Source organism: Prevotella pallens ATCC 700821, from assembly GCF_000220255.1.
Lineage (GTDB): Bacteria > Bacteroidota > Bacteroidia > Bacteroidales > Bacteroidaceae > Prevotella > Prevotella pallens.
Genome location: NZ_GL982513.1, coordinates 777,743 through 800,821 on the forward strand (window position 1 = coordinate 777,743; position 23,079 = coordinate 800,821).

The window sequence follows — 23,079 nt, forward strand, 5'->3', positions numbered from 1 at the left end:
GGGGCTTTTTTGTTTTCCCCGAGATAAGTGTTGTATAATGGGGGCAGGTATTTTAATGAGTATATCAAAACGCTTGTTCTTCTTGCAAAAAGACTTATATTTGGGTGTTCAGGGCTCCTTGCGCCTGCATGGGTTTCGGGTGGGGGCTGTGTAAGGCAGGACGGATTCCTTTCTTTGGTATCCATGAATGTTGTATTTTTGCTGTGTGCTACAGTTGGGGTAGAAGTTCGGTGGGGATTTCTTGCAGGACATGGAACTGGAAGAGAGTTCCCCTTCATATTGATATCTCTCCACTCTCTTGGACAGATGGGACAACTGCCATCATTGAGCTTTTAGTTCTTTGACTGCGGTTGCTCTTCACAAGTTGGTGATGGGACTTTAGCGGGAATGGTGTTTTGACACACCATCACGTATTACGATAAGTCTGATGCCAGAATTACAGAGGTAAATTGGGTATCATTTTTGGTCTACTGACTTGTATGCACATAGAGCGATGTATTTAGGACTAATAAGTTTTGTCAGTTAGGGTAGTGTCCTTAAAATGTGAAGGCATTGTTTTTTTTCTTATCTTTATCTTTTGAAAACGATTAAGGAAGATAGAAAAAAGTTACGAATAGTTTTGCTATTGTGGCATATTATTCCTATATTTGCCAATGAATATACAGAAACGATATCTGTTAATCCTAAATAAACGAGTAGAATGAGAAGTAGATGGCTTTATATGTTATACTTATTGTCTGTGTCTTGTTTGCTATATAGCCAGACGGAACAAACTAATCTTCTGTTTCTTTAACGCTGAATATCATGCAAAATAAACCCTTTTCTTCCCTGTCTCTGTTTTTTCTCTTCTTCTTTGCCTTTGGTTTTACGACCCATGGACAGAACCTTTTTGGGAAGGTAACCTCTGGCAAGACGTCCATTGAATATTGTAATGTAATTCTTAGACAGGCATCTGATTCTCTATTTATTTCTGGTACAGTAACAGATAGTGTGGGAATGTTTTCCTTTAATAAGGTTAAGGAGGGAAAGTATTTCGTGGAAATATCTTGTTTGGGATATGCCAAGAAACGGCTGTCGGTCAGCATTTCTGCCAAAGATGACACCCAATTAAATGTTATGCTTGAGCCTTCTGAAATTTTAATGAAGGAAGCAACGGTTACCGCAACGCGCAAAATGTGGAAAAAGAAAGCAAATTCCATCGTTATGAATGTTGAAGGAACGCCGCTTGCCAATATGTTTTCTCCAACAGATGTCTTATCGTATATGCCGGGAGTGATGGCTGATGCTTCGGGGATAAGACTAATGGGGAAAGACAACATGCTTATCTTGATAGATAATCGTATGGTCCGCTCTTTCTCCGAAGTAGAAAACCTGCCTGTAAAATCTATAAAATCAATTGCTATAGAACGGAATGCAGGTGTAAAATACGACAGTAAATATACTTCTATTTTACGGATTGCGACAAAGAAATGGAAGGATAATATGGCTGTGGAACTTAGCGAAAGGACGCAATTTGGCAGAGAACTGTCTCACCGTGAGGGCATGAATGTTAATTGGGGGCAGAATAAGCTGACGGCGAGTTTGGACGTTACAGGCAACTTCCGTAACAGTAAGGAATATTCCACGGTAGAACAACAAAACACATTAAAAGCCATTCGCTATTTCAGCCAGCAGACTTTAAATAATCGACGAAAAGGTTTCGATTTGGCAGCAGACATTAAATATGAGTTTGGCGAGAGCCATTATCTGCAAATTCACGACGACTTTTATACCTCAACCAATAAGCCCTTTCTGGCAAGTACTGTGCAATATCTTGAGCCAAATCTACGCAAGGAAGTTTTTACAAATACGACATCGGATTACAGGGAAAGGAACAATCGGTTGAATTTATTTTATAATGTCCCGATAATAAGTAAAGGTCGGATTGAATTCAGCCTCGATTATATATACCAATCTACGAGAGACAAACAAGCCATTGAGGAGATTTCCGATACTGAAAAGACTGATTTTCCGATTCTGTATAATGGGCAATACCACGTGTATTTGGCAAAATTGAACTATACAGGACAGTTTTTCAAGTGGATAGATGGAAGTGTCGGAGCTGATTTCATGACTTTGCGGAACCATACGCTTTCCGATTCTAAGTCGATGAAAAGCGGTTTGCTAAACGGCAAGGGCAGACACACAGAACGCCAATTTGCCTATTATGTAAATCTGCAAAAGCAAATAGGCAAAATTTTAGATGTACAGGCTGGTGTCAGAAGCGAGTTTGTACGCATGGAATACACCGAGCTCAAACCATCTCAGCAACGCACAAAGCGACTTTGCAAATTGTTTCCTTTTTTTTCATTAAGCCTTGACTTGTCGCCTAAATGGAGTTTATCATTCGCATTCGACAGAAAAATGAACTTCCCATCTTACCAAGAATTGAATCCGATAATTACCTATTTCGATAGATACAGTTACCGAATTGGAAATCCTGCTTTAGAACCTGTCTGTTTTAATAACCTTTCGTTCAGCGTATTATACGACCGCTCGTTGAACATCTATGCAGAATATTCATTCATCAGGAACCAGATTTTGGAAGTCCCCACAACCGACAGCGAGAAACAAACAATAAGAATTACGCCTATTAACCTTGCCAGAAGCTACCAAGTAAGCCTCGGGGCAAGTCTGTCGAGGGAGTTTGGCAAGCATCGCATCAGCATCAGTACTGCTTTCTTAGCCCAAAGGAGTGAGCTAAAAGCAAGTAGCGAAGCAGACAACTCTCATTTATTCACCTCCCTGCAGAGTTCGATATCCTATGTCTACCAATTCATAGGAGATGCAGATTTCTATGTCAGGGCAAATTACACAGGGCAGGAGAACGATGCCGTATCAAGGCAGTCTTCAGTCTTTGGCACAACGGCTGGCATGAATTTCAGGTTCTTTCGTAAGAGACTACAGCTCAACATAGCCTATAACAACCTGCTATGTACAAAACGCTCTGTGTCGGAAGTGGTCTACGCAAGCCTTAAGTCTGTAGAAACGAACAACGCCGACAAGCGGATTTTCTCTGTGAGCTTAAAGTACAACATCAATGCATTCTCACGTAAAAACGAGGTTAAAAGTATTGATGATATTCTGAGACGGCTATAAAAACAGGGACTTGACAATACCAAACACTGGATCAGTCCTAAAACCCAGTTGCAAGCCTATCCTCTTAAGCGCATAATTTCATAAGCCTATATAAAAAGAAAGGAATATCTGTCACTCCTCTGAACTGTGCCCTGAAAGCCTTAACTTTAACCTGAACTCGGGGAATGATGTACGGGCGAGATGAATCTGCCCCTACGCCTACGGTGTGTTTGCTGTTATATATTTTATGTAATAAATAGATCTTGCGGAGTGTTCGATGAATATTATTAATCATTTATAGGTTTGAATGTGCTTTTCTGTTTTAATTGGGTAAATAATTGTAGACATTGTAATACGTTTATTTCGTAAACTTTCCCGGTTATTACTTCCCTTGTTTCATTAAAAAGCCGTAACTTTGTGCCAAATTCGGAATATTAGCGATAAAAGAAATAGATTATGGCACAAGAGGATACGTTTAAAAAGATAGTAAGCCATTGTAAAGAGTATGGCTTTGTTTTTCCAAGTAGTGATATTTACGATGGTCTTGCAGCTGTTTATGACTACGGTCAGAACGGTGTAGAACTTAAAAATAACATAAAGCAGTATTGGTGGCAGTCAATGGTGTTGCTTCATAGTAACATTGTTGGTATAGATTCAGCTATTTTTATGCACCCTACAATATGGAAAGCAAGTGGACACGTAGATGCTTTCAACGATCCTTTAATAGACAATCGCGACTCGAAGAAACGTTACAGAGCCGATGTGCTAATAGAAGATCAGATAGGTAAGTATGAAGAGAAGATAACAAAAGAAGTAGCTAAAGCTGCTAAGAAGTTTGGTGATAACTTCGATGAAACCAAATTTCGTGATACTAATCCTCGTGTTTTAGAACATCAGAAAAAGCGCGATGAACTTCATGAACGCTATGCGAAGGCAATGGAGGCTTCCGACTTTGCAGAGCTGCGACAAATAATACTTGATGAGGGGATTGTAGACCCTATAAGTGGTACAAAAAACTGGACAGAAGTACGTCAATTTAACCTTATGTTCTCAACCGAGATGGGGGCTTCTGCTGATGCTTCTACCAAGATATATCTACGTCCGGAAACAGCACAAGGTATATTTGTGAACTTTTTGAACGTTCAGAAGACAGGGCGTATGAAATTGCCTTTTGGAATTGCTCAAATAGGAAAAGCTTTTCGCAACGAGATAGTAGCTCGCCAATTTGTGTTCCGAATGCGTGAGTTTGAACAGATGGAAATGCAATACTTCTGTCAGCCAGGTACGGAGATGGAATGGTTTAAATACTGGAAACAGCACCGTTTGGCTTGGCACGAGGCACTTGGTATGGGCGATGAGAACTATCGTTTCCATGACCATGAGAAGTTAGCTCACTATGCAAATGCTGCAACCGATATAGAGTTTCACCTTCCTTTTGGTTTTAAAGAAGTAGAAGGAATTCATTCGCGTACTAATTTCGACCTTTCTCAGCACGAGAAGTTCTCTGGTAAGCAAATAAAATATTTCGATCCAGAGCGTAACGAAAACTATACACCTTATGTAATAGAAACTTCTATTGGTGTAGACCGTATGTTCTTGAGTGTTATGTGCCACAGTTACACTGAAGAGCAATTAGAAAATGGTTCTAGTCGTATTGTTTTAAAATTGCCAGAGCCATTGGCTCCAATAAAGTGTGCAGTGCTGCCATTAGTGAATAAAGATGGTTTACCAGAGAAGGCACAAGAGATTGTAAACGATTTGAAGTTTCATTTCAATACCAGCATTGAAGCAAAAGATTCTATTGGTAAACGTTATCGTCGTCAAGATGCCATTGGTACGCCTTTCTGTGTTACTGTTGATGGCGACACGCTAAACGATAATACTGTAACTTTACGTTACCGTGATTCAATGAAACAAGAGCGTGTGCCTATTGCAAAGCTTCGCGAGATAATAGAAGATCGTGTATCTATTACTTCTTTGTTAAAGAAAATAGATGAGAAAAATTAAATTTACTATATTCACAACAGAATAAAGTTATGCAAAATACGAATAAATTTAAATTGCGACTACGTTATTTTCTTTATGCCGCTCCATTACTGTTTGCAGCTATAATGGGCGTTGGAATGTTGTCGTCTTGTTCGGATAACGAAAAAGATAGCGATGAATTTGCCGACTGGAAGGCTAAGAATACAAAATATTGGAACGAACTTTATAATGCCACAAAACAGAAAATAGCAAATGGCGATACTTCTTGGAAACTTATATTAAGCTATTCTTACGAAGGACAGGAGAAAGATAATGGTATGAAAAGTTATTCTCCAGAAAACTATATAATAGTACACGAGTTAGAACATGGCACAGGCTCAGGCTGTCCTTTGTATACCGATTCTGTTTTAGTTCACTATCAAGGACGGCTTATTCCTTCGTCAACTTATACAGCAGGATTAATGTTTGATAGTAGTTGGGGGGGCAATGGTTTAGTTTTTAATCCGCAAACATCACGTCCGGCTCAGCTTTTAATTGGTGGAGAGAAGGGAGGCGTTGTTGATGGATTTGCTACTGCCTTACAAAATATGCACATTGGCGACCACTGGATGGTTTATATTCCTTATCAGTTAGGTTATGGCTCTGTAGATAATAAGCCTATTCCTGCTTATTCTAATTTAATATTCGATTTACGTCTCCATTCGTATTATAGAGCAGGGACAAAGGTTCCAGACATTATTTAAGTAATATACCAACCAACTCTTAGCGAAGACTTACGGTGGGCATTCACATTCAGTCTGCCCTAACTATGCTACCTTATATATTATGCTATTTAGCAAGACTGTAACTGATGCGCTTTTAGGAAAGATACGACATGGCGATGCGATGGCGATGGGTGAAAAGCTGAATCTCATAGTTCAGTTAAGTATCCCATCTATTCTTGCGCAAGTTACTTCTGTAATGATGTTTTATATCGATGCATCAATGGTAGGCTCATTGGGTGCAGAAGCCTCAGCCTCAATAGGGTTGGTAGAGCCTGCGACATGGCTTTTTGGTTCGTTAGTAGTAGCTGCAGGGATGGGCTTTTCTGTACAAGTGGCTCATTTTATTGGTGCAAACGATTTTGAGAAAGCCCGTGCTGTAATGCGGCATGGTTACATATTCGGTCTATTTCTTAGTTTTATCTTAATGGCAGTTGCCGCATTGTTAGCAACTCCATTACCTCGTTGGTTAGGAGGTGGTATAGATATTCAGCACGATGCTTCTATCTATTTTCTTATATTTTCGTTTGCAGTCCCCATACATTTTGTGGAATATTTATCGGCTGCAATGTTGAAAGTGTCTGGCGATATGCGACATCCAAGTCTTATAGCCGTGTTTATGTGCTTGATGGATGTGATATTCAATTTTATCTTAATATTTCCAGCTCGCAAACTTACTGTGTTTGGTTTTCGATTCGAGATGTTTGGTTTTGGATTAGGAGTAGAAGGTGCAGCCCTTGGCACACTACTCTCGTTTGTAGTAGCTGCAATTCCGTTAGTTTATTTTGCTATTTTTCGTAGTCCAGTTTTAGCATGGAAACTTGATACTAAACGTTTTGTATGGGTGTGGAGTTATATTGTTAATGCTATGAAAATAGGTGCTCCGATGGCTTTGCAATATTTGTTGATGAATGGTGCGCAAGTAGTTTCAACCAAGATAGTAGCACCTTTAGGTAACTTTGCCATTGCTGCCAATTCGTTTGCTGTAACTGCAGAAAGTTTGTGTTATATGCCAGGTTATGGTATTGCTGAAGCAGCAACAACACTTGTTGGGCAAAGTGTTGGGGCTAAACGAAAAGAGCTTTGCAAAAGTTTTGCCTATATGACGATATTTATTGGTATGGCAGTTATGGCATTTATGGGTGCCATTATGTATATTTTTGCTCCAGAAATGATAGGAATACTTTCGCCAGTACCTGAGATTAGAGAACTCGGAGTAGCGGTTTTGCGCATAGAAGCCTTTGCTGAACCATTCTTTGCCGCCGCTATTGTTGCCTATAGTGTATGTGTTGGTGCCAGCGATACCTTTAAACCATCGTTAATAAATTTGGGCTCTATGTGGCTTGTTCGCCTTACTTTGGCTTACACATTAGCCACCACTTATGGTTTGCGCGGTGTTTGGTTTGCTATGGCTGTGGAGCTTACATTCCGTGGAACGCTGTTTCTCGTACGAATTTATCGTGGCAATTGGTTAAATAATGTTGTAGATGCGCCACTAACAAAATAAACAACAGTTTAAAAATAACGGTATTATATTATTAAAAAAGGATTTTAAAGATGCATTGGTTTTCGTCTCTATTAAACACTCTTAATTATTGGACTATTTTCTTTGGTATGTATATTGAAGGTACAGTTATTCCGTTTCCTTCTGAACTTATTGTTTCGCCTGCTGCCTATCATGCCGCAGCTGGTCATCTCAACATAGTTTGGGTTATTATAATAGCCACTTTAGGTGCTGTTACAGGTTCTGCTACAAACTATGTTGCTGCTTATTATTTAGGGCGACCAATTATTTACCGATTCGCAAATAGTAAGTTTGGGCATCTTTGTTTGCTAAACGAAGAAAAAGTGAACACTGCAGAGAAGTATTTTTACGACCATGGGGTTATAGCAACCTTAACGGGCAGACTTATTCCAGGTATTCGCCAGATTATCTCTATACCAGCTGGTTTGTCTAAAATGAAGTTTTGGAAGTTTGCGTTATATACTACCATTGGTTCAGGATTGTGGAACTGTGTACTTGCAACACTTGGTTGGTATCTTCATTCTGTAGTTCCTGAAAGTCAGCTCAATGCAAAGATAGAAGAATATAACGACTATATTAAATACGCTATTTTGGGTATTGTTGCTTTAGTTGTAATATTCTTTGTGGTACGATTTTATATTAAGAAAGCAAAAGGAAAGAAATAATAGGCTAGAGTCTCTTTCTAAACTATTTTTTATAAATTGAAGAGAGGGCAGAAAATACTATTTAGAGCGATAAACGTTTAAGTATATAGTTTTCTGCGTGATGTGCTATATGGAAAAAGCACATTTATGGGTGTGTGTTGTATTGCATTTGTATATTATAGATAGAAAAATATGCTGTGATATTTTTCTATCTATAATATACAGACCGAATACCGATGCCATTCTTTCTTTCTCTTTATGTATATTGAAGTGCAGCGATTGTAGATTAGAGAGTTCAATAGATACCAGGTAGAGATACTGTGGAAAAGAAGATAATTGTATTGAACTCTACTTTTGTATATAATAAGATTTTAAGCAACAAGTTTTTGCTCAGGAAATTATAATAATGTTTAGAAGCAAATATAGCAGAATAGATAATTCTATAAATCTCATCAGAATAGACATATCTTAGGTATTCTAATGTATGGATATAAAGGTTGTTATGTGTTATGATATCTCATTTGTAAATGACAGATATCTGAGGCGAACGTGACAGATATCTGAGACGAATGCGACAGATATCTGAGACGAACGCAATAGATATCTAATTAGCAACAGATAGATATCTGAAATAAATGTATCAGAAATTTGGCATAGGAATAACTACGCTTAACAGACTTGTTTAAGCATTGGCAATATTCTATTTGCTTTGTAAGTAAACTGTAGTTGTTGCTTATAAAATCTCCACAGCTTTTCTACTGAACCAATTAGATCATTTGTATCACCTTGATTTATACTTATATAACAAAGTGTTACTTTCTTAATTTAAATTTCCCTTTAGAAAACGAGTAGATTCTTTTTCTGACAAGTTTAGGCTTACCAGGTGTGGCGATCATCTCCTTTAAAATAACGCTATTGTCGGGCATAATGGTGTAGTGTAGATAACAATTCTCTATTTTACCTTTCCATTGCACGTCTTTAGCTGTGTAAATGAGCAACTTATTGGTTAAGTTATACTTGCTATCTAACGCACAAAGAAAGATTCTACTTTCACCAGTTTGATTGTTTCCGAAAATTAAAAAAAGATGCCAGTTGTTAGTAGAAGGTAGTTTAGCAATACGGCATATACTTAAATCGGTATCTGCATCTACGCAAGTAGCAATGAAATTCATTGCCTCTTTATTTGGGCAGATAGTATTGGGTAAATCCAAAATGAAGTTGTAAGAGTATTCAAATGGAAGTCTGATGGTTGGAATATGCTCATAAAACGTAGCAAATGCTTCTTTTTGTGAGGAATGGATTGTTGCGGTTGCACAAATTTTTTGTGCATTACAAGTGGAAACTACTGCAGATAGTGCGAGTGAAAGAAGAATAGTACGTATCAAAGCAAAGCTATTTTTTTAATAAATAAACCATTAAATTAGCAGCATTATCAGGCGCAATGTGGTCGCCAAGTTTATCTCTCATTTGTTTGTATTCGGCAAGCATAGTTTCACGATAAGGCTGTCCAGGCAGAATGCGGTAAAGTTCGTTTGCTATATTTTTTACTTTAAACCGGTCGGCAAATAGTTCCTGTACAACATCTTTGTTAGCTACGAGATTTACCAGTGAGATGAAAGGAACCTTTATAATATGTTTAAATGCGAACCGAATAAGTTTTGGTAATGGAGTCTTGTAGCAAACCACTTGTGGAACATTAAATAAAGTTGTTTCTAAAGTGGCAGTTCCGCTTGTAACAATTGCTACAGTTGTGTGTGAGAGAAGTTCGTATGTAATGTTCTTAACTACTTTCACACTGTAATTATTTATAAACTTATTATAGTAAGAATTTTCTATAGAAGGTGCTCCAGCTATAACCATCTGGTAATCCTCGAAGCGTGAAGCAGCTTCGAGCATTGAAGGTAAGTTGTCTTTAATTTCTTGCTTTCTACTCCCAGCCAGAATAGCAATAATAGGTTTGTTATTTTGCAAGCCATTACGGCTACAAAAGTCGGTTGTCGTCTCTACATACTGACTCTTAAACACCGTAACCTCCTCAACAGTAGGGTTTCCTACATAGTGTATTTTATAGTTATGTTTACGTTCATAGAAATCTATTTCGAAAGGCAAAATAGAGAACATCTCCTTAACATCGCGTTTTATAGCGCGAATGCGCCATTCTTTCCATGCCCATATTTTAGGTGAAATATAATAGTAAACAGGAATTTTAGTGTTTTTGCGAAGGAATTTAGCAATCTTTAAATTAAATCCAGGGTAGTCTATAAGTATCACTACATCAGGTTTCCACCCAACAATATCTTCCTTACAGAACTTTAAATTCTTTATAATAGTTGGCAAATGCAATAAAACAGGAACGAATCCCATATAAGCAAGCTCTTTGTAATGACGTACACGAGTGCCTCCAACATCGTTCATTAAGTCGCCCCCAAAGAAGCGAAATTCTGCCATCTCGTCAAATTTTCTAAGCGATTTCATTAGACGTGAGGCATGTAAATCGCCTGAAGCCTCGCCAACTATTAAGTAATATTTCATTTTTTCCGATTGCTGTTGTTTGTTAATACATATCCTTTTATAGAAGTTCAGTTTATTCCTCCCACGTTTTTATTTTGTTCAATAAATCATAGTCGGTAACATCTATCCGTGTTGGTGTAATGGCAACATATCCTTGTTCTAATGCCCATTGGTCCGTATCGGTTGCTGTAGGTTCATCGTTATGATATTGTCCTAGCATCCAATAGTACTCAAAACCTCGTGGGTGTTCGCATCGAAGCGTTTCTTTTGTCCAACTACCGTAGCCCATTCTGCACACCTTAATACCTTTGAAAGAGTCTCCAATGGGAAAATTTACATTCAGGCAAACCCCTTTAGGAAGTCCATCGGTTAAAACTCGTTTTACAATCTTCACCACATAGTTTCTCAACGGTTCTAAATTTGCATCGTGGTTATAGTCGCACGATGAGAAAGCGATAGATGGGATATACTTTAAACACCCCTCTCTAGCCACTCCCATAGTGCCACTATAGTGAGTATTAACTGATGAGTTATCGCCGTGATTAATACCGCCGAGAATTAAATCAGGTCTGCGTCCGTCAGTTAAAATCTGCTCGAAAGTAATTTTTACGCAATCAACGGGAGTACCAGTGCACGACCAAACATCACAATTCGGGATATTGTAACGACGATTTAATCGTAGAGGAGTATTTGCAGAGAAAGCACACGAAAAGCCAGAGCGAGGTCCTTCAGGTGCACAAACTAGAATGTCGGCAAAATCAGATAGGAAGGAAGCCAATGCTTTTATGCCATTAGCATTGTACCCATCATCGTTGGAGATGAGTATAAGAGGGCGTTTACAATTCATAATTAGTTCTTTCTTTTGTCTGCAAAAATACGAAAAAAGGTTTATAAATACAGCTTTCTCGCTTAAAATATGTATCTTTGTCGGCAAAACAAGTATAGGAAAAGAATAAGATGGGAAAAATAATCGCAATGGCAAACCAGAAAGGTGGTGTTGGAAAAACTACCTCTACCATCAATCTTGCAGCATCGTTGGCAACACTAGAAAAGTCGGTACTCGTTATAGATGCCGATCCTCAGGCAAATGCTTCAAGTGGTTTAGGCGTTGATATAAACGAAGTAGATTGTTCTTTATATGAATGTATAATTGACCATACCGATGTTCGTGATGCTATATATACCACAGACATAGAAGGTATGGATATTGTTCCGAGCCATATAAACCTTGTTGGAGCAGAGATAGAGATGCTGCAAATAAGCGATAGAGAGGAAGTTTTGGAAAAGCTCTTGGCTCCAATTCGTAATGATTACGACTATATACTTATAGATTGTAGCCCATCGTTGGGTTTGATAACTGTGAATGCTCTGACAGCAGCCGACTCTGTTATTATTCCAGTGCAATGCGAATACTTTGCACTCGAAGGCATTAGTAAGCTGCTGAACACGATTAAGATAATAAAGAGTAAGCTGAATCCAAAGTTAGAAATAGAGGGATTTTTGCTTACAATGTACGATAGTCGTTTAAGATTGGCACGTCAAATTTACGATGAAGTAAAGCGGCACTTCCAAGAGTTAGTATTTAAGACCGTTATTCAGCGTAATGTTAAACTATCGGAGAGTCCTAGTCACGGATTACCAGTAATACTTTACGATGCTGATTCTACAGGTGCAAAGAATCATTTAGCATTGGCTAAAGAGATTATAGAGAAGAATAAGAAATAGACGAGAACTACTAAACCTCTTAAAGAAAATACCAATAAAACGATGGCAGTACATAAAAAATATAATAGGAACGCAAAAGTTAGTGCACTTGGTAGAGGCTTAGATGCTTTAATCTCAACAGAAACAGTAAGTGCGCAAGGCAGTTCTACCATAAACGAGGTACCCATTGACCAAATAGAAGCGAACCCCGACCAACCTCGAAGAGAGTTCGATTCTGTTGCATTAGAAGAACTTGCCAATAGTATAAAGCAGCTGGGATTAGTGCAGCCTATAACAGTTAGGCAATTAGACGAGCATAAATTCCAAATTATAGCAGGCGAGAGGCGTTGGCGTGCATCGCAATTGGCTGGTCTTACAGCTATTCCTGCTTATATTAGAACTATAAAAGATGAAAACGTAATGGAGCTTGCGTTGGTAGAAAACATACAGCGCGAGGACTTAAATGCAATAGAGATAGCTCTTGCTTACGAGCATTTACAAGAAAAAAGTGGCTTAACACAAGAGAAGGTAGCTGCAAGAGTAGGTAAGAGTCGTGTAGCAGTTACCAACTATTTGCGTTTGCTTAAACTTCCAGCACAGGTGCAGATGGCTCTACAAAAGAAGGAAATAGATATGGGGCATGCTCGAGCATTGCTATCGTTGAATAGTCCTTCACAACAAATAAAGCTGTTTCACGAAATACAGAAGAATGCCTTTAGTGTGCGAAAGGTTGAGGAACTTTGCCAACAACTTAATAACGGTGAAGACATACAGACAGCTAAGAAGAAAATAGCAGCTAAATCTAAACTCCCAGACGAGTTTAATCTGTTAAAAAAACGTCTTTCTGACTTCTTTAACACGAAGGTACAAATGACTTATGGAGCTAAAGGGAAAGGTAAAATAAGTATTCCTTTCGCCTCTGAGGAGGAATTATTGCATATAATGGAAGTAATGGACGGATTGAAGCAACAATAGACAGATTGAAGCAACAATAGAAAGTATAATATAAAACTACGTGAAAGGAAATCAGAAAATATTCTATCTCTTGTTGCTAGCATTTCTGTTGGCAACGGGATATACTGAAATAGCGAGAGCGCAAGTTGTTTATAGCGATTCTGTAAAGATATTATATCCTAAAGAAGTTACACTTGACACTTTGTCGGGCAGCGTGGGATATGAGTCAGGAAGTAAACTTTCGTTGTCAAACGATAAGAAGTCACAGCTCAATAAGAGCACAGCGAAAGCTAGTGAACATTTAATGAAAGATTGGAACAAGTGGCGTCCGAATCCTAAAAAAGCTTTGTGGTTGGCGCTAGTCTTACCTGGCGCTGGTCAGATATATAATCGCAAATATTGGAAATTGCCTATATTTTATGGCGGACTAACGGGGTGTATTTATGCGCTGACATGGAACAATCAAATGTATCGCGACTATCAACAAGCCTATAAAGATATAATGGACGATGACCCTACTACACAGAGCTATAACAGCTTCTTGCATTTGGGAACAACAATAACCGATGCAAATAAGAGTTACTACCAAAATCTATTTAAGAAGCGTAAAGACCGTTTCCGCAGATGGCGTGATTTAAGTATTTTCGCAACAGTGGCTGTCTATGCTTTGTCAGTAATTGATGCTTACGTGGACGCATCACTTTCTAACTTTGACATATCAGACGATTTATCGTTGCATATATCTCCTGTTCTATTAAACACTAATTCGCCAGCTACAACAACTAATATATTTAAAGGTTCGGCTATTGGCATAGGGTGTAAGCTAACTTTTTAGTAGGTCAAACAAGATAAAAAAGCACGAAGAAGAGAAGATGATAGAAGGAAAACGATTTATTGCCATTATACTGTTATTGTTGAGTGTTTGTGTTACATTTGGACAACAGCAGACGATAAGAGATAATCATGGCAGAACAATGGAAATATACATTCCAGACGCTGTGGTAGGAACAGCGGCGTCTGGAGCAAGTAATGCTAATGCAAGGTGTTTTAAGACAGAAAACGAATTGACAGCAATAGCTGCGCCCATCGAGGTAGAAGAAGAAAGCGTTGCTATTGCTCGTCTTATTAATAGAATATCAGGCTCGTTGTGTCTTTCTTATGGTCCTGAAGTGCAGAAGCATATAGATAAGTATGTAAAGCAAGGCAGACATTCTACAAGTTGTTTACTGGCACGAGCTAGTTATTACAATCCTATTTTTGAAGAGGCTTTACTCTATTACGGTCTTCCTTTGGAGCTAAAGCATCTACCTGTGATAGAATCGAGTCTGAATCCGAAAGCCATTTCCCGGCAAGGTGCTGCTGGGTTATGGCAGCTTATGCCTGCAACGGGACGACAATATAACTTGCAAATAAATGCATTTGTAGACGAAAGACTCGACCCTATAAAGTCATCGTATGCTGCCGCACAATTTTTAGCCGACCTTTATAAACGTTTTGGCGATTGGTCTTTAGTGTTAGCTGCATACAATTGTGGACCTACAAGAGTGAGCAATGCAATTGAAAAAGCGGGAGCAAATGCTGACTTTTGGCAAATTTATAACTTCTTACCAAGAGAGACGCGAGGCTATGTACCTGCTTTCATTGCTGCAAACTATATAATGAACTGTTATGCAGAATACAATATATCTCCAGTATCTACAGGATTGCCTGAAAAAGCTGGAAAAGTAGTAGTAACAGCAGACGTTTCGTTGGCTAAGATAGCCGATGTGTTGAATATGGATATTGCCGATTTGCAAGCATTGAATCCACAATATAAACAGGGTATTGTAAGAACTTCGGAGGGCGTTGCAACACTTTTGTTGCCTTCCGACAAGGTGAAATGCTTTACCGATAATGCTTCGCAATTGTACGAAAACAATAAGGCTCCAGAAGAGCAGAAAATGGAGATGGCTGCTAGAATAGTAAAAGGAACTATACGCAATCAGCATAGTTAATCGACTAATTATACCAAAAGGAGGAACTACGTTATGACAACAGAAGACAACAATAGCCGAATTGATGCACAAAAGGAAGATAAACTTATAGAAGATGCCTTTCAACATTTGTTGGACACTTATTTAGCATCGCCTCACCGCAAGAAAGTTGATATCATAACGAAAGCCTTCCATTTTGCAAAGCAGGCTCATAAGGGGGTACGACGCCTTTCGGGAGAACCTTATATTTTACACCCTATTGCTGTTGCACAGATTGCATGCGAAGAAATAGGATTAGGCTCAACAAGTATTTGCGCTGCTCTTTTGCACGATGTTGTAGAAGATACGGACTACACTGTGGAGGATATTGAAAATATATTCGGTGCAAAAATTGCAATGATAGTAGATGGATTAACAAAGATATCGGGTGGTATATTTGGTGATAAAGCATCTGCACAAGCCGAAAACTTTAAGAAGCTATTGCTAACAATGAGCGATGATATTCGTGTTATTCTTATAAAAATATGCGACCGCTTACACAATATGCGAACACTTGCATCGCAGCCTGCCAATAAGCAATACAAAATAGCTGGCGAAACGCTTTACATTTATGCTCCTTTGGCTAACAGGTTAGGGTTGAATAAAATAAAAACTGAACTCGAAGACCTTAGTTTCCGCTACGAACACCCAGATGCTTACAAGGCTATTGAGGCAAAAATAGCTTCGACTGAAGCACAGCGCGAATCGCTTTTCGAGAACTTTACAGCCCCTATTTGTGCAGAACTCAACCAAATGGGGTTGGAATACGAGATAAAAGCGCGTGTGAAAAGTCCATATTCTATTTGGAACAAAATGCAAACAAAACATGTTCCATTCGAAGAAATATACGATATTCTGGCTGTTCGAATAGTGTTTAAACCTAAAAAACGACAGGACGAGGCTAACGAGTGTTTCCAAATTTATGTAGCAATTAGTAAACTCTATAAGAGCCACCCCGATAGATTGCGCGATTGGGTGAACCACCCAAAAGCCAATGGCTACCAAGCTTTGCACGTAACACTTATGTCGAAACAAGGTCAATGGATTGAGGTTCAAATTCGTTCTGACCGTATGGACGAAATTGCTGAACAAGGATTTGCTGCTCATTGGAAGTATAAAGAGGGCACAGAAATAACTGAAGACGAAGGCGAACTGAACGATTGGCTACACACCATAAAAGAAATACTAGACGACCCGCAGCCCGATGCAATGGACTTTCTTGATGCCATAAAGCTGAACCTATTTGCTTCTGAAATATTTGTGTTTACTCCGAAAGGCGAAATAAAAATGATGCCAGCTGGGTGTACTGCACTCGACTTTGCTTTCCAAATACATACATTCCTTGGAAGTCATTGTATAGGAGCAAAAGTAAATCATAAGCTTGTGCCGTTGAGCCATAAACTGCAAAGCGGCGACCAGGTAGAAATTCTTACCTCAAAGGCACAACGTGTAGAAAAGTCGTGGTTAGATGTTGTTTCTACTGCCAAAGCGAAAAGTAAAGTGATGGCTATTCTGCGAAAAGATGCACGAGAAACCCAAAAGAAAGGTGAGGAAATACTAGAGAAATGGCTTAAAGAACACGATTTCGAGATGACTACTTCGGTGCTCGACCGTCTTTGCGACTTACACGAAATAAAGAAACATACCCACCTGTTTGTAGCCATTGGCGAGAAAACGGTTATTCTTGGCGATACCGACTTAGACGAACTGCGCGGGAAACGTAAGCATAAAATGGAGAAAGCCGACAACGTTTCTGTATGGCGCAGATATGTTCCATTCCTTAATCGCAACAAAACCACTAACGGAAGCGATACCAATAGTGCAACTACTGGAGAAAATAAGGCTGGACTTATAATTGTTGATAAAAATCTGAATAAGAAAAAACCTATCTTCATTGACGAAGATAACATAAACCGATATATATTTCCTAACTGTTGCCATGTTATTCCTGGCGACGATGCAATAGGCTTCATCGACAACAACAACCACATTGAAATACACAACAGGTCATGTCCTGTGGCTGCAAAACTAAAGGCAAGTTTCGGACCACGTATACTCGATGCGAAGTGGAATATGCACAAAGTAATGTTTTTCGATGCCACAATAGAGCTTCATGGCATAGACCGCAAGGGAATGTTGCTAGATATTTCGAAGGTTATATCAGAACAGTTAGGTATTAATATGCGTAATGTTACACTGAAAACAGATAATGGTATAGTTGTGGGCTGTATAGATATGGGCGTTCACGACCGTGAAGATGTGAAACTTATAAAGAAGAGTTTAATGAAGATAGAAGGTATGCAGAATGTGTTAGACATTCTGTAACGGATAGTTGCCTTAGCTAACTTAAGCTGCCAAAATACTATCCAAAGCATTTCGCAACCACTTTTGAAAGCACAATAGTAGTAGGTGTTTTATAAACAATAATACTGTTGTTTAGTCCAAATCTGTTGAATGTACAATGAACGATTTGGAATTAATTCCTACAGCCTGCTAATATTGTGCACAGTTCCCACCTTATAAACCAATGTTTTAAGTAATGTATCGGCTACGATTCTTTCACGTATCCGTTACATTTATATGGGCATATCGTATCAGCAGAACTCTTATCTAATAGTTTTACTTACGTGTAAGTAAAACTTTACTTACGTGTAAGTAGAACTTTACTTACGTGTAAGTAAAACTTTATTTACGTGTAAATAAAACTCTACCTTGCGTGTAAAATTGGTGTACGTGCATAAACTGCGTGAAAGAATACTGTAGAAATAATATGTCGAACTATAATAATCAATTGTTTTCAGCCCTATAAATGTATAAAAAAAGCCGATTGCGCAATACAATCGACTTTTCTATAAGCGAGTAATCTTATAATATTCTACTTCGAATGGTATAAATATTTACGGAAAACCAATAGTTAATTAACGCATATACCACAAACCGTGCTTCTTAAGCATAGGTACCACCACCTGTTCGGTGGTGCTGTCGCCATAGTGTAACAATAAGTACGCATTTGCCATACTGTCTTTTGCAAGGAATTGCGCACTACGAACACTCACCTTTTTTATGCCCTTATGCTCTTTCTGTTGACGTTTAATAAAGTCCTCAAAGTTTTTAATCATCTGGTTTTTGTAACTCTCTGGAAGTTTGTCTGGCAGGTTTAATCCTTTCATAAATAGTTCGTGTTTACCCGAAATGAGATTTTCGTAATAGTGCTTTGCAGCTTCTGCAGCAATAGCCGCATGGTCTATCTCATTCTTCTTGTTGCACGAAACTGTTAACAAACAGCCAAAGATAAAGGCATAAAGTAAATGTTTCATTCTTTTATAAGAGTTTACTTCTGACGTATAAATACATTAATTGGGCACCCATTTAGATTCCAGTGTTCGCGAATTTTGTTTTCTAAGAAACGACGGTAAGCTTCTTTCACATACTGCGGCAGGTTTGCATAGAACACAAACGATGGTATCTGTGTGTTTGGTAGCTGCGAACAATATTTTATCTTTATATATTTACCTTTTACCGATGGTGGTGGTGTTTCTTCAATAATAGGCAACAACACCTCGTTTAGTTTGGTAGTTCCAATGCGTGTGTTTCTATTAATGTACACTTGTTTGGCTATATCGAGTATTTTGAAGATGCGCTGCTTAGTGAGTGCCGATGCAAAGATGATGGGAAAATCTACAAATGGAGCCATACGCTCGCGAATAGCATTCTCGAAAGTCTTAATAACCTTCTGGTCTTTGTTTTCTACAAGGTCCCACTTGTTTACAACTACTACCAAACTCTTATTGTTTCGCTGAATGAGCTGGAAGATATTCATATCCTGCGCCTCAATTCCGCGAGTGGCATCAATCATTAGAATACACACATCAGAGTTCTCAATACTACGAATAGAACGCATAACCGAATAGAACTCAAGGTCTTCCGTAACCTTGTTCTTGCGCCGAATACCAGCAGTATCAACAAGGTAGAAGTCGAAACCAAACTTATTGTAGCGTGTGTAAATGCTGTCGCGCGTTGTACCCGCAATATCTGTAACAATGTTGCGGTCCTCGCCAATGAAAGCATTGATAAGACTGGATTTACCAGCATTTGGACGTCCAACAACAGCAAAGCGTGGAATTTCATCATCGATACCTTCATCTGGTGCGTCGGGCATACGTTTGAGGAGCAAATCGAGTAAATCTCCAGTTCCACTACCCGTTTGTGCACTAATGCAAACAGGGTCTCCCAGTCCTAAACGATAGAAGTCTGCCGACAAATAGTATTCGCCACTATTGTCTACCTTGTTAGCAACAAGTATTACAGGGAGTTTCGTGCGCCGAAGAATCTGAGCTACATCTTCGTCCCAGTCGGTTACTCCAGTTTCGTTATCAACAACAAATAGCACCAAATCCGCCTCTTCCGTAGCTACTAAAACTTGTCTGCGAATAGCATCTTCGAATATATCGTCAGATTTAACAACCCATCCGCCAGTATCAACTACCGAAAATTCACGCCCGTTCCATTGGCATTTACCATATTGACGGTCGCGTGTTGTGCCAGCCGTATCGCTTACAATAGCACGTCGGCTTTGTGTTAATCGATTGAAAAGAGTAGACTTTCCTACGTTTGGTCTACCTACAATTGCTACTAAATTTGCCATTTATAGTGATGGTCTTTCCCATATAGAGAAACAAATCTCAATGGGTTAAGGTGAGGTCTGCACCTTATGAATATTTGCCGAAGATGACCACGTCTCCAGCCCTCGCACTGTGCGAGAGTTTACCCTACATACAGTCAGGGCGTTGTTTCTTAACTCTTTTGGCATTGCCACCTTGTATATATATACGTGCAGCCAATAGTTTTCACATTCTTTTATTCAGGGTTATAGCCAAAATTACCCAATTCTTTTTGTGAGTTACGCCAATCCTTGTCCACCTTAACATAAGTTTCCAAGTATATTCTCTTATCGAAGAACTTCTCTAAACTCTTGCGTGCCTCTGTAGAAACCTTCTTTAATGCTTGTCCTTGATGCCCAATGATGATGCCTTTCTGGCTGTCGCGCTCCACATAAATAATTGCGTTGATGTGTATTTTCTTCTCATCTTCCTTAAAACGCTCTACCACGACTTCAACAGAGTAGGGGACTTCCTTATCGTAATAACGAAGAATCTTCTCACGAATTATCTCTGTTACAAAGAACTTTGCAGGTTTATCTGTAAGTTGGTCTTTATCGAAGTAGGCGGGACTCTCTGGTAAGAGTTCCTCAATACGCTTCATTAGTACATCAGTACCAAATTTGTTTTTTGCTGAAATGGGTAAGATTTCTGCTTTTGGTAACAAATTGTGCCACTTCTCAACAAGGGTAATGAGTGTTTCTTGGTTGCTTTCGTCTATCTTATTAATGAGTAAGATAACAGGAATCGTCATCTTTGCAACCTTATCTAAGAAGTCTGCATTTTTCTCAGGCTTCTCTATTACATCAGTAACATAGAGCAAAATATCGGCATCGGCAAGCGCAGATTCAGAGAACTGCAGCATCAACTCTTGCATTTTGTAGTTTGGCTTCAGTACACCTGGAGTATCAGAGAAAACAATTTGCATATTCTCTGTATTTACAATGCCCATTATACGGTGTCGAGTAGTTTGTGCCTTAAATGTAGCAATGCTAATTCTTTCACCAACAAGTTGGTTCATTAGTGTACTTTTACCTACATTAGGATTGCCTACTATGTTTACAAATCCTGCTTTGTGCATATCTTTAAATTAAAAAACGCACCTGTCTTTGTTTGCAAAGAAAGATGCGTTAATCTTTTGTTATATACGAACTAAGAATTTTATTTCTTTGCTACTGCAGATGCTCCATCGTACGCCCACTTATAGAAAGAGGCGCCATGAACGAAACCTGCACCGAAAGCTGTAAATATAAGGTTATCTCCTTTCTTTAACTTAGCTTCTTCGTCCCAAAGTGCAAGTGGTATTGTTGCAGCGCTAGTATTACCGTAGTGCTGAATATTAATAATCACTTTCTCTAATGGAACGTTAGCACGTTTAGCTACAGCCTCAATAATTCGTAGGTTCGCTTCGTGTGGAACAACCCATGAAACATCATCTCCAGTGAGGTTATTACGCTTCAAAATTTCCTGAACATCGCTGCTCATACTTGTTACAGCGTACTTAAACACTGTGCGTCCTTCTTGATAGAGGTAGTGCAAACGACGATCTACTGTGAATTGAGATGTAGGACAAACAGAGCCACCAGCCTTCATGTGTAGAAAAGGTAGTCCTTTTCCATTGGTGCGTAGGAATGAATCTTGTACACCAACATTCTCTTCGGTTGTACCTTCAACAAGAACTGCAGCTGCTCCATCGCCAAACAAAACGCAAGTTTGACGGTCTGTGTAATCTACAATAGACGACATCTTATCAGCTGCAATAACAATTACTCGTTTGTAACGTCCGCTTTGAATCATCGTTGATGCTACATCGAGCGAATAAAGAAATCCGCAACAAGCAGCAGAGAAATCGAACCCGAAAGCATTCTTCAGGTCTAACTTTCCTATAACGATAGAAGCAGTCGATGGAAATTTATAGTCTGGAGTTGTTGTTGTAACGATAAGAGCATCGATGCTGTCTGGGTCAGCTCCTGTCTTTTCTAAGAGTTGCTTTGCAGCCTTACGTGCCATATAGCTAGTTCCGAGTCCTTCTTCGGTTAGAATACGGCGTTCTTTAATGCCCACGCGTTCCATAATCCATTCATCAGTAGTATCTACCATACGCGAAAGTTCCTCGTTAGTGAGGACATAATCGGGTACATAGCCACCAATACCAGTGATAATGGCATTTATTTTCTCCATTTGCGTCTTACTCTACAGTTTCTTTTACGATAGCAATTTTACCACGATAGTAGCCACAAGATGGGCATACGGTATGGTAAATATAATAATTGCTGCAGTTAGGGCATACTGCCAATGTTGGAGCTACAGCTTTATCGTGGGTTCTTCTTTTAAGTGTACGAGTCTTTGACTGTCTTCTTTTAGGATGTGCCATAATTCTTTAAACGTTTAATATTTTATTTTTTCAATTTTAATAAGGCTTCCCAGCGTGAATCCATAGGTTTCTCGTCTTCCGAACCGCTTCGGGCGGCAGAGTGTTCATTAAGCGCTCTTATCATGGCAGGATTGCATTTTCCAGGTGCATGCACATGTCTGATAGGTAGAGCAAGTACTATAAATTCATAGACGAACCACGATACATCGAGTATTCCTTCGTTCTCGGGTACAGTAACAAGGTCGTCATCGTCTGAGTATGTGCTTCCAAACTTTACTTCAAGTCGCTGTTGTGTCTCGATAGGTTGTTCCATATCGTCCAAGCAGATGTCGCATGGCAATACAACCGTTCCTTTCTCGTAGAAATCGAGCGTGAAATAATCGTTCTGTGTGCGTACAATCTCTAACGAAACGTGCACACTTCCACCACTCACTTCTGAAGCATTAATCGCCTTAAAGTAAGTATTGTCAAGGTCGAACTCTAGCTTATTTAAGCCTTCCGAAAGACCTTTCAAATCTATTTTAAGGATATTCAAGTCCATAATCGGTGTGCAAAGTTACTAATATTTTTCTGATATTAAGCAAATTAAAAGTAAAAAATATCTTGCATTACTATTCTTAAGAAGTGTTAGAGCAAAATTAATCATTTGACTGCAATACCTTCATATCTTTTTTATGTTATTACTTTCTGTTCTCTTTTATTTTCTTATTACTCATCTTGTTTGCTGGCTTTTTATAATATTTAATAAGGTGAAACGAGTTTCTTCGCAATGCGATAAAATTGGGTGGAAGAGTACTACAAAAGGGTTCAATACTTATTTAATATGATTATCT

General features: G+C 38.8%; 20 protein-coding genes. 10 read left to right on the forward strand and 10 right to left on the reverse strand.

Going from position 1 to position 23,079, the window contains the following annotated elements:
* The coding region (locus HMPREF9144_RS13675; RefSeq protein WP_218916164.1) for a hypothetical protein at positions 1 to 185 on the reverse strand (185 nt) is incomplete at its 3' end.
* 619 nt (positions 186 to 804) lie between these two features.
* Here HMPREF9144_RS13675 and HMPREF9144_RS02895 point away from each other — a divergent pair.
* The 5 genes from HMPREF9144_RS02895 to HMPREF9144_RS02915 all read left to right on the forward strand — a co-directional run bounded on the left by HMPREF9144_RS02895 (position 805) and on the right by HMPREF9144_RS02915 (position 8,054).
* Complete coding sequence (locus HMPREF9144_RS02895; RefSeq protein ID WP_006044358.1) at positions 805 to 3,138, forward strand: outer membrane beta-barrel family protein; 2,334 nt, start codon at positions 805 to 807, stop codon at positions 3,136 to 3,138.
* 435 nt (positions 3,139 to 3,573) lie between these two features.
* Complete coding sequence (locus HMPREF9144_RS02900; RefSeq protein ID WP_006044359.1) at positions 3,574 to 5,124, forward strand: glycine--tRNA ligase; 1,551 nt, start codon at positions 3,574 to 3,576, stop codon at positions 5,122 to 5,124.
* A gap of 29 nt (positions 5,125 to 5,153) precedes the next feature.
* Positions 5,154 to 5,846 (forward strand): BamJ family beta-barrel-assembly machinery protein, encoded by a 693-nt coding sequence (bamJ, locus tag HMPREF9144_RS02905; RefSeq protein ID WP_006044360.1) that lies wholly within the window; start codon positions 5,154 to 5,156, stop codon positions 5,844 to 5,846.
* Positions 5,847 to 5,928: 82 nt separating this feature from the next.
* Entirely contained in the window at positions 5,929 to 7,371 is a 1,443-nt protein-coding gene (locus HMPREF9144_RS02910) for an MATE family efflux transporter (protein WP_006044361.1), read from the forward strand.
* A 50-nt stretch (positions 7,372 to 7,421) separates the two neighbouring features.
* Positions 7,422 to 8,054, forward strand: coding sequence for a DedA family protein (locus HMPREF9144_RS02915; RefSeq protein WP_006044362.1), 633 nt, complete (start codon positions 7,422 to 7,424; stop codon positions 8,052 to 8,054).
* Positions 8,055 to 8,845: 791 nt separating this feature from the next.
* Here HMPREF9144_RS02915 and HMPREF9144_RS02920 read toward each other — a convergent pair.
* Genes HMPREF9144_RS02920 through surE form a run of 3 tightly spaced genes read right to left on the reverse strand, consistent with a single transcriptional unit; the run spans position 8,846 to position 11,391 of the window.
* The gene (locus HMPREF9144_RS02920; protein WP_006044363.1) at positions 8,846 to 9,418 is read right to left on the reverse strand and encodes a hypothetical protein; all 573 of its coding nucleotides are present in this window, start codon (positions 9,416 to 9,418) and stop codon (positions 8,846 to 8,848) included.
* Positions 9,419 to 9,425: 7 nt separating this feature from the next.
* Entirely contained in the window at positions 9,426 to 10,565 is a 1,140-nt protein-coding gene (gene lpxB / locus HMPREF9144_RS02925; protein WP_006044364.1) for a lipid-A-disaccharide synthase, read from the reverse strand.
* A gap of 52 nt (positions 10,566 to 10,617) precedes the next feature.
* Positions 10,618 to 11,391, reverse strand: coding sequence for a 5'/3'-nucleotidase SurE (gene surE, locus HMPREF9144_RS02930; RefSeq protein ID WP_006044365.1), 774 nt, complete (start codon positions 11,389 to 11,391; stop codon positions 10,618 to 10,620).
* Between the two features lie 110 nt (positions 11,392 to 11,501).
* Between surE and HMPREF9144_RS02935 the strand changes: the two genes are divergently transcribed.
* The 5 genes from HMPREF9144_RS02935 to HMPREF9144_RS02955 are packed head-to-tail and all read left to right on the forward strand — an operon-like array spanning position 11,502 to position 17,539.
* Positions 11,502 to 12,269, forward strand: a complete 768-nt coding sequence (locus tag HMPREF9144_RS02935) for a ParA family protein (RefSeq protein ID WP_006044366.1) — start codon at positions 11,502 to 11,504, stop codon at positions 12,267 to 12,269.
* A gap of 42 nt (positions 12,270 to 12,311) precedes the next feature.
* A complete protein-coding gene (locus tag HMPREF9144_RS02940) occupies positions 12,312 to 13,223 on the forward strand; it encodes a ParB/RepB/Spo0J family partition protein (protein WP_006044367.1) in 912 nt (303 codons plus the stop codon).
* A 40-nt stretch (positions 13,224 to 13,263) separates the two neighbouring features.
* Positions 13,264 to 14,037, forward strand: a complete 774-nt coding sequence (locus HMPREF9144_RS02945; protein ID WP_006044368.1) for a DUF5683 domain-containing protein — start codon at positions 13,264 to 13,266, stop codon at positions 14,035 to 14,037.
* A 37-nt stretch (positions 14,038 to 14,074) separates the two neighbouring features.
* Entirely contained in the window at positions 14,075 to 15,196 is a 1,122-nt protein-coding gene (locus tag HMPREF9144_RS02950; protein ID WP_006044369.1) for a lytic transglycosylase domain-containing protein, read from the forward strand.
* A gap of 33 nt (positions 15,197 to 15,229) precedes the next feature.
* Positions 15,230 to 17,539, forward strand: a complete 2,310-nt coding sequence (locus HMPREF9144_RS02955) for a RelA/SpoT family protein (RefSeq protein ID WP_006044370.1) — start codon at positions 15,230 to 15,232, stop codon at positions 17,537 to 17,539.
* Between the two features lie 593 nt (positions 17,540 to 18,132).
* Here HMPREF9144_RS02955 and HMPREF9144_RS02960 read toward each other — a convergent pair.
* The 6 genes from HMPREF9144_RS02960 to HMPREF9144_RS02985 form a co-directional block, all read right to left on the reverse strand.
* On the reverse strand, positions 18,133 to 18,531 hold the full coding sequence (locus HMPREF9144_RS02960) for a hypothetical protein (protein WP_006044371.1): 399 nt from the start codon (positions 18,529 to 18,531) through the stop codon (positions 18,133 to 18,135).
* A 14-nt stretch (positions 18,532 to 18,545) separates the two neighbouring features.
* On the reverse strand, positions 18,546 to 19,859 hold the full coding sequence (der, locus tag HMPREF9144_RS02965) for a ribosome biogenesis GTPase Der (protein ID WP_006044372.1): 1,314 nt from the start codon (positions 19,857 to 19,859) through the stop codon (positions 18,546 to 18,548).
* Between the two features lie 212 nt (positions 19,860 to 20,071).
* Positions 20,072 to 20,953 carry a GTPase Era gene (era, locus tag HMPREF9144_RS02970; RefSeq protein WP_006044373.1) on the reverse strand — a complete coding sequence of 294 codons (882 nt, stop codon included), beginning with the start codon at positions 20,951 to 20,953 and terminating at the stop codon, positions 20,072 to 20,074.
* An 80-nt stretch (positions 20,954 to 21,033) separates the two neighbouring features.
* Positions 21,034 to 22,053: a beta-ketoacyl-ACP synthase III gene (locus HMPREF9144_RS02975; RefSeq protein ID WP_006044374.1), complete on the reverse strand. Its 1,020-nt coding sequence runs from the start codon at positions 22,051 to 22,053 to the stop codon at positions 21,034 to 21,036.
* 7 nt (positions 22,054 to 22,060) lie between these two features.
* The gene (rpmF, locus tag HMPREF9144_RS02980; protein ID WP_006044375.1) at positions 22,061 to 22,246 is read right to left on the reverse strand and encodes a 50S ribosomal protein L32; all 186 of its coding nucleotides are present in this window, start codon (positions 22,244 to 22,246) and stop codon (positions 22,061 to 22,063) included.
* Positions 22,247 to 22,268: 22 nt separating this feature from the next.
* Complete coding sequence (locus tag HMPREF9144_RS02985; RefSeq protein WP_006044376.1) at positions 22,269 to 22,787, reverse strand: YceD family protein; 519 nt, start codon at positions 22,785 to 22,787, stop codon at positions 22,269 to 22,271.
* Positions 22,788 to 23,079 lie beyond the last annotated feature (292 nt).

Excerpts from the sequence above, each read along its gene's own strand:
- HMPREF9144_RS02895 (WP_006044358.1), top strand. The coding sequence starts at position 805 with ATGCAAAATAAACCCTTTTCTTCCCTGTCTCTGTTTTTTCTCTTCTTC.
- HMPREF9144_RS02900 (WP_006044359.1), top strand. The coding sequence starts at position 3,574 with ATGGCACAAGAGGATACGTTTAAAAAGATAGTAAGCCATTGTAAAGAG.
- bamJ (WP_006044360.1), top strand. The coding sequence starts at position 5,154 with ATGCAAAATACGAATAAATTTAAATTGCGACTACGTTATTTTCTTTAT.
- HMPREF9144_RS02910 (WP_006044361.1), top strand. The coding sequence starts at position 5,929 with ATGCTATTTAGCAAGACTGTAACTGATGCGCTTTTAGGAAAGATACGA.
- HMPREF9144_RS02915 (WP_006044362.1), top strand. The coding sequence starts at position 7,422 with ATGCATTGGTTTTCGTCTCTATTAAACACTCTTAATTATTGGACTATT.
- lpxB (WP_006044364.1), bottom strand. The coding sequence starts at position 10,565 with ATGAAATATTACTTAATAGTTGGCGAGGCTTCAGGCGATTTACATGCC.
- surE (WP_006044365.1), bottom strand. The coding sequence starts at position 11,391 with ATGAATTGTAAACGCCCTCTTATACTCATCTCCAACGATGATGGGTAC.
- HMPREF9144_RS02935 (WP_006044366.1), top strand. The coding sequence starts at position 11,502 with ATGGGAAAAATAATCGCAATGGCAAACCAGAAAGGTGGTGTTGGAAAA.
- HMPREF9144_RS02940 (WP_006044367.1), top strand. The coding sequence starts at position 12,312 with ATGGCAGTACATAAAAAATATAATAGGAACGCAAAAGTTAGTGCACTT.
- HMPREF9144_RS02950 (WP_006044369.1), top strand. The coding sequence starts at position 14,075 with ATGATAGAAGGAAAACGATTTATTGCCATTATACTGTTATTGTTGAGT.
- HMPREF9144_RS02955 (WP_006044370.1), top strand. The coding sequence starts at position 15,230 with ATGACAACAGAAGACAACAATAGCCGAATTGATGCACAAAAGGAAGAT.
- HMPREF9144_RS02960 (WP_006044371.1), bottom strand. The coding sequence starts at position 18,531 with ATGAAACATTTACTTTATGCCTTTATCTTTGGCTGTTTGTTAACAGTT.
- der (WP_006044372.1), bottom strand. The coding sequence starts at position 19,859 with ATGGCAAATTTAGTAGCAATTGTAGGTAGACCAAACGTAGGAAAGTCT.
- era (WP_006044373.1), bottom strand. The coding sequence starts at position 20,953 with ATGCACAAAGCAGGATTTGTAAACATAGTAGGCAATCCTAATGTAGGT.
- HMPREF9144_RS02975 (WP_006044374.1), bottom strand. The coding sequence starts at position 22,053 with ATGGAGAAAATAAATGCCATTATCACTGGTATTGGTGGCTATGTACCC.
- rpmF (WP_006044375.1), bottom strand. The coding sequence starts at position 22,246 with ATGGCACATCCTAAAAGAAGACAGTCAAAGACTCGTACACTTAAAAGA.
- HMPREF9144_RS02985 (WP_006044376.1), bottom strand. The coding sequence starts at position 22,787 with ATGGACTTGAATATCCTTAAAATAGATTTGAAAGGTCTTTCGGAAGGC.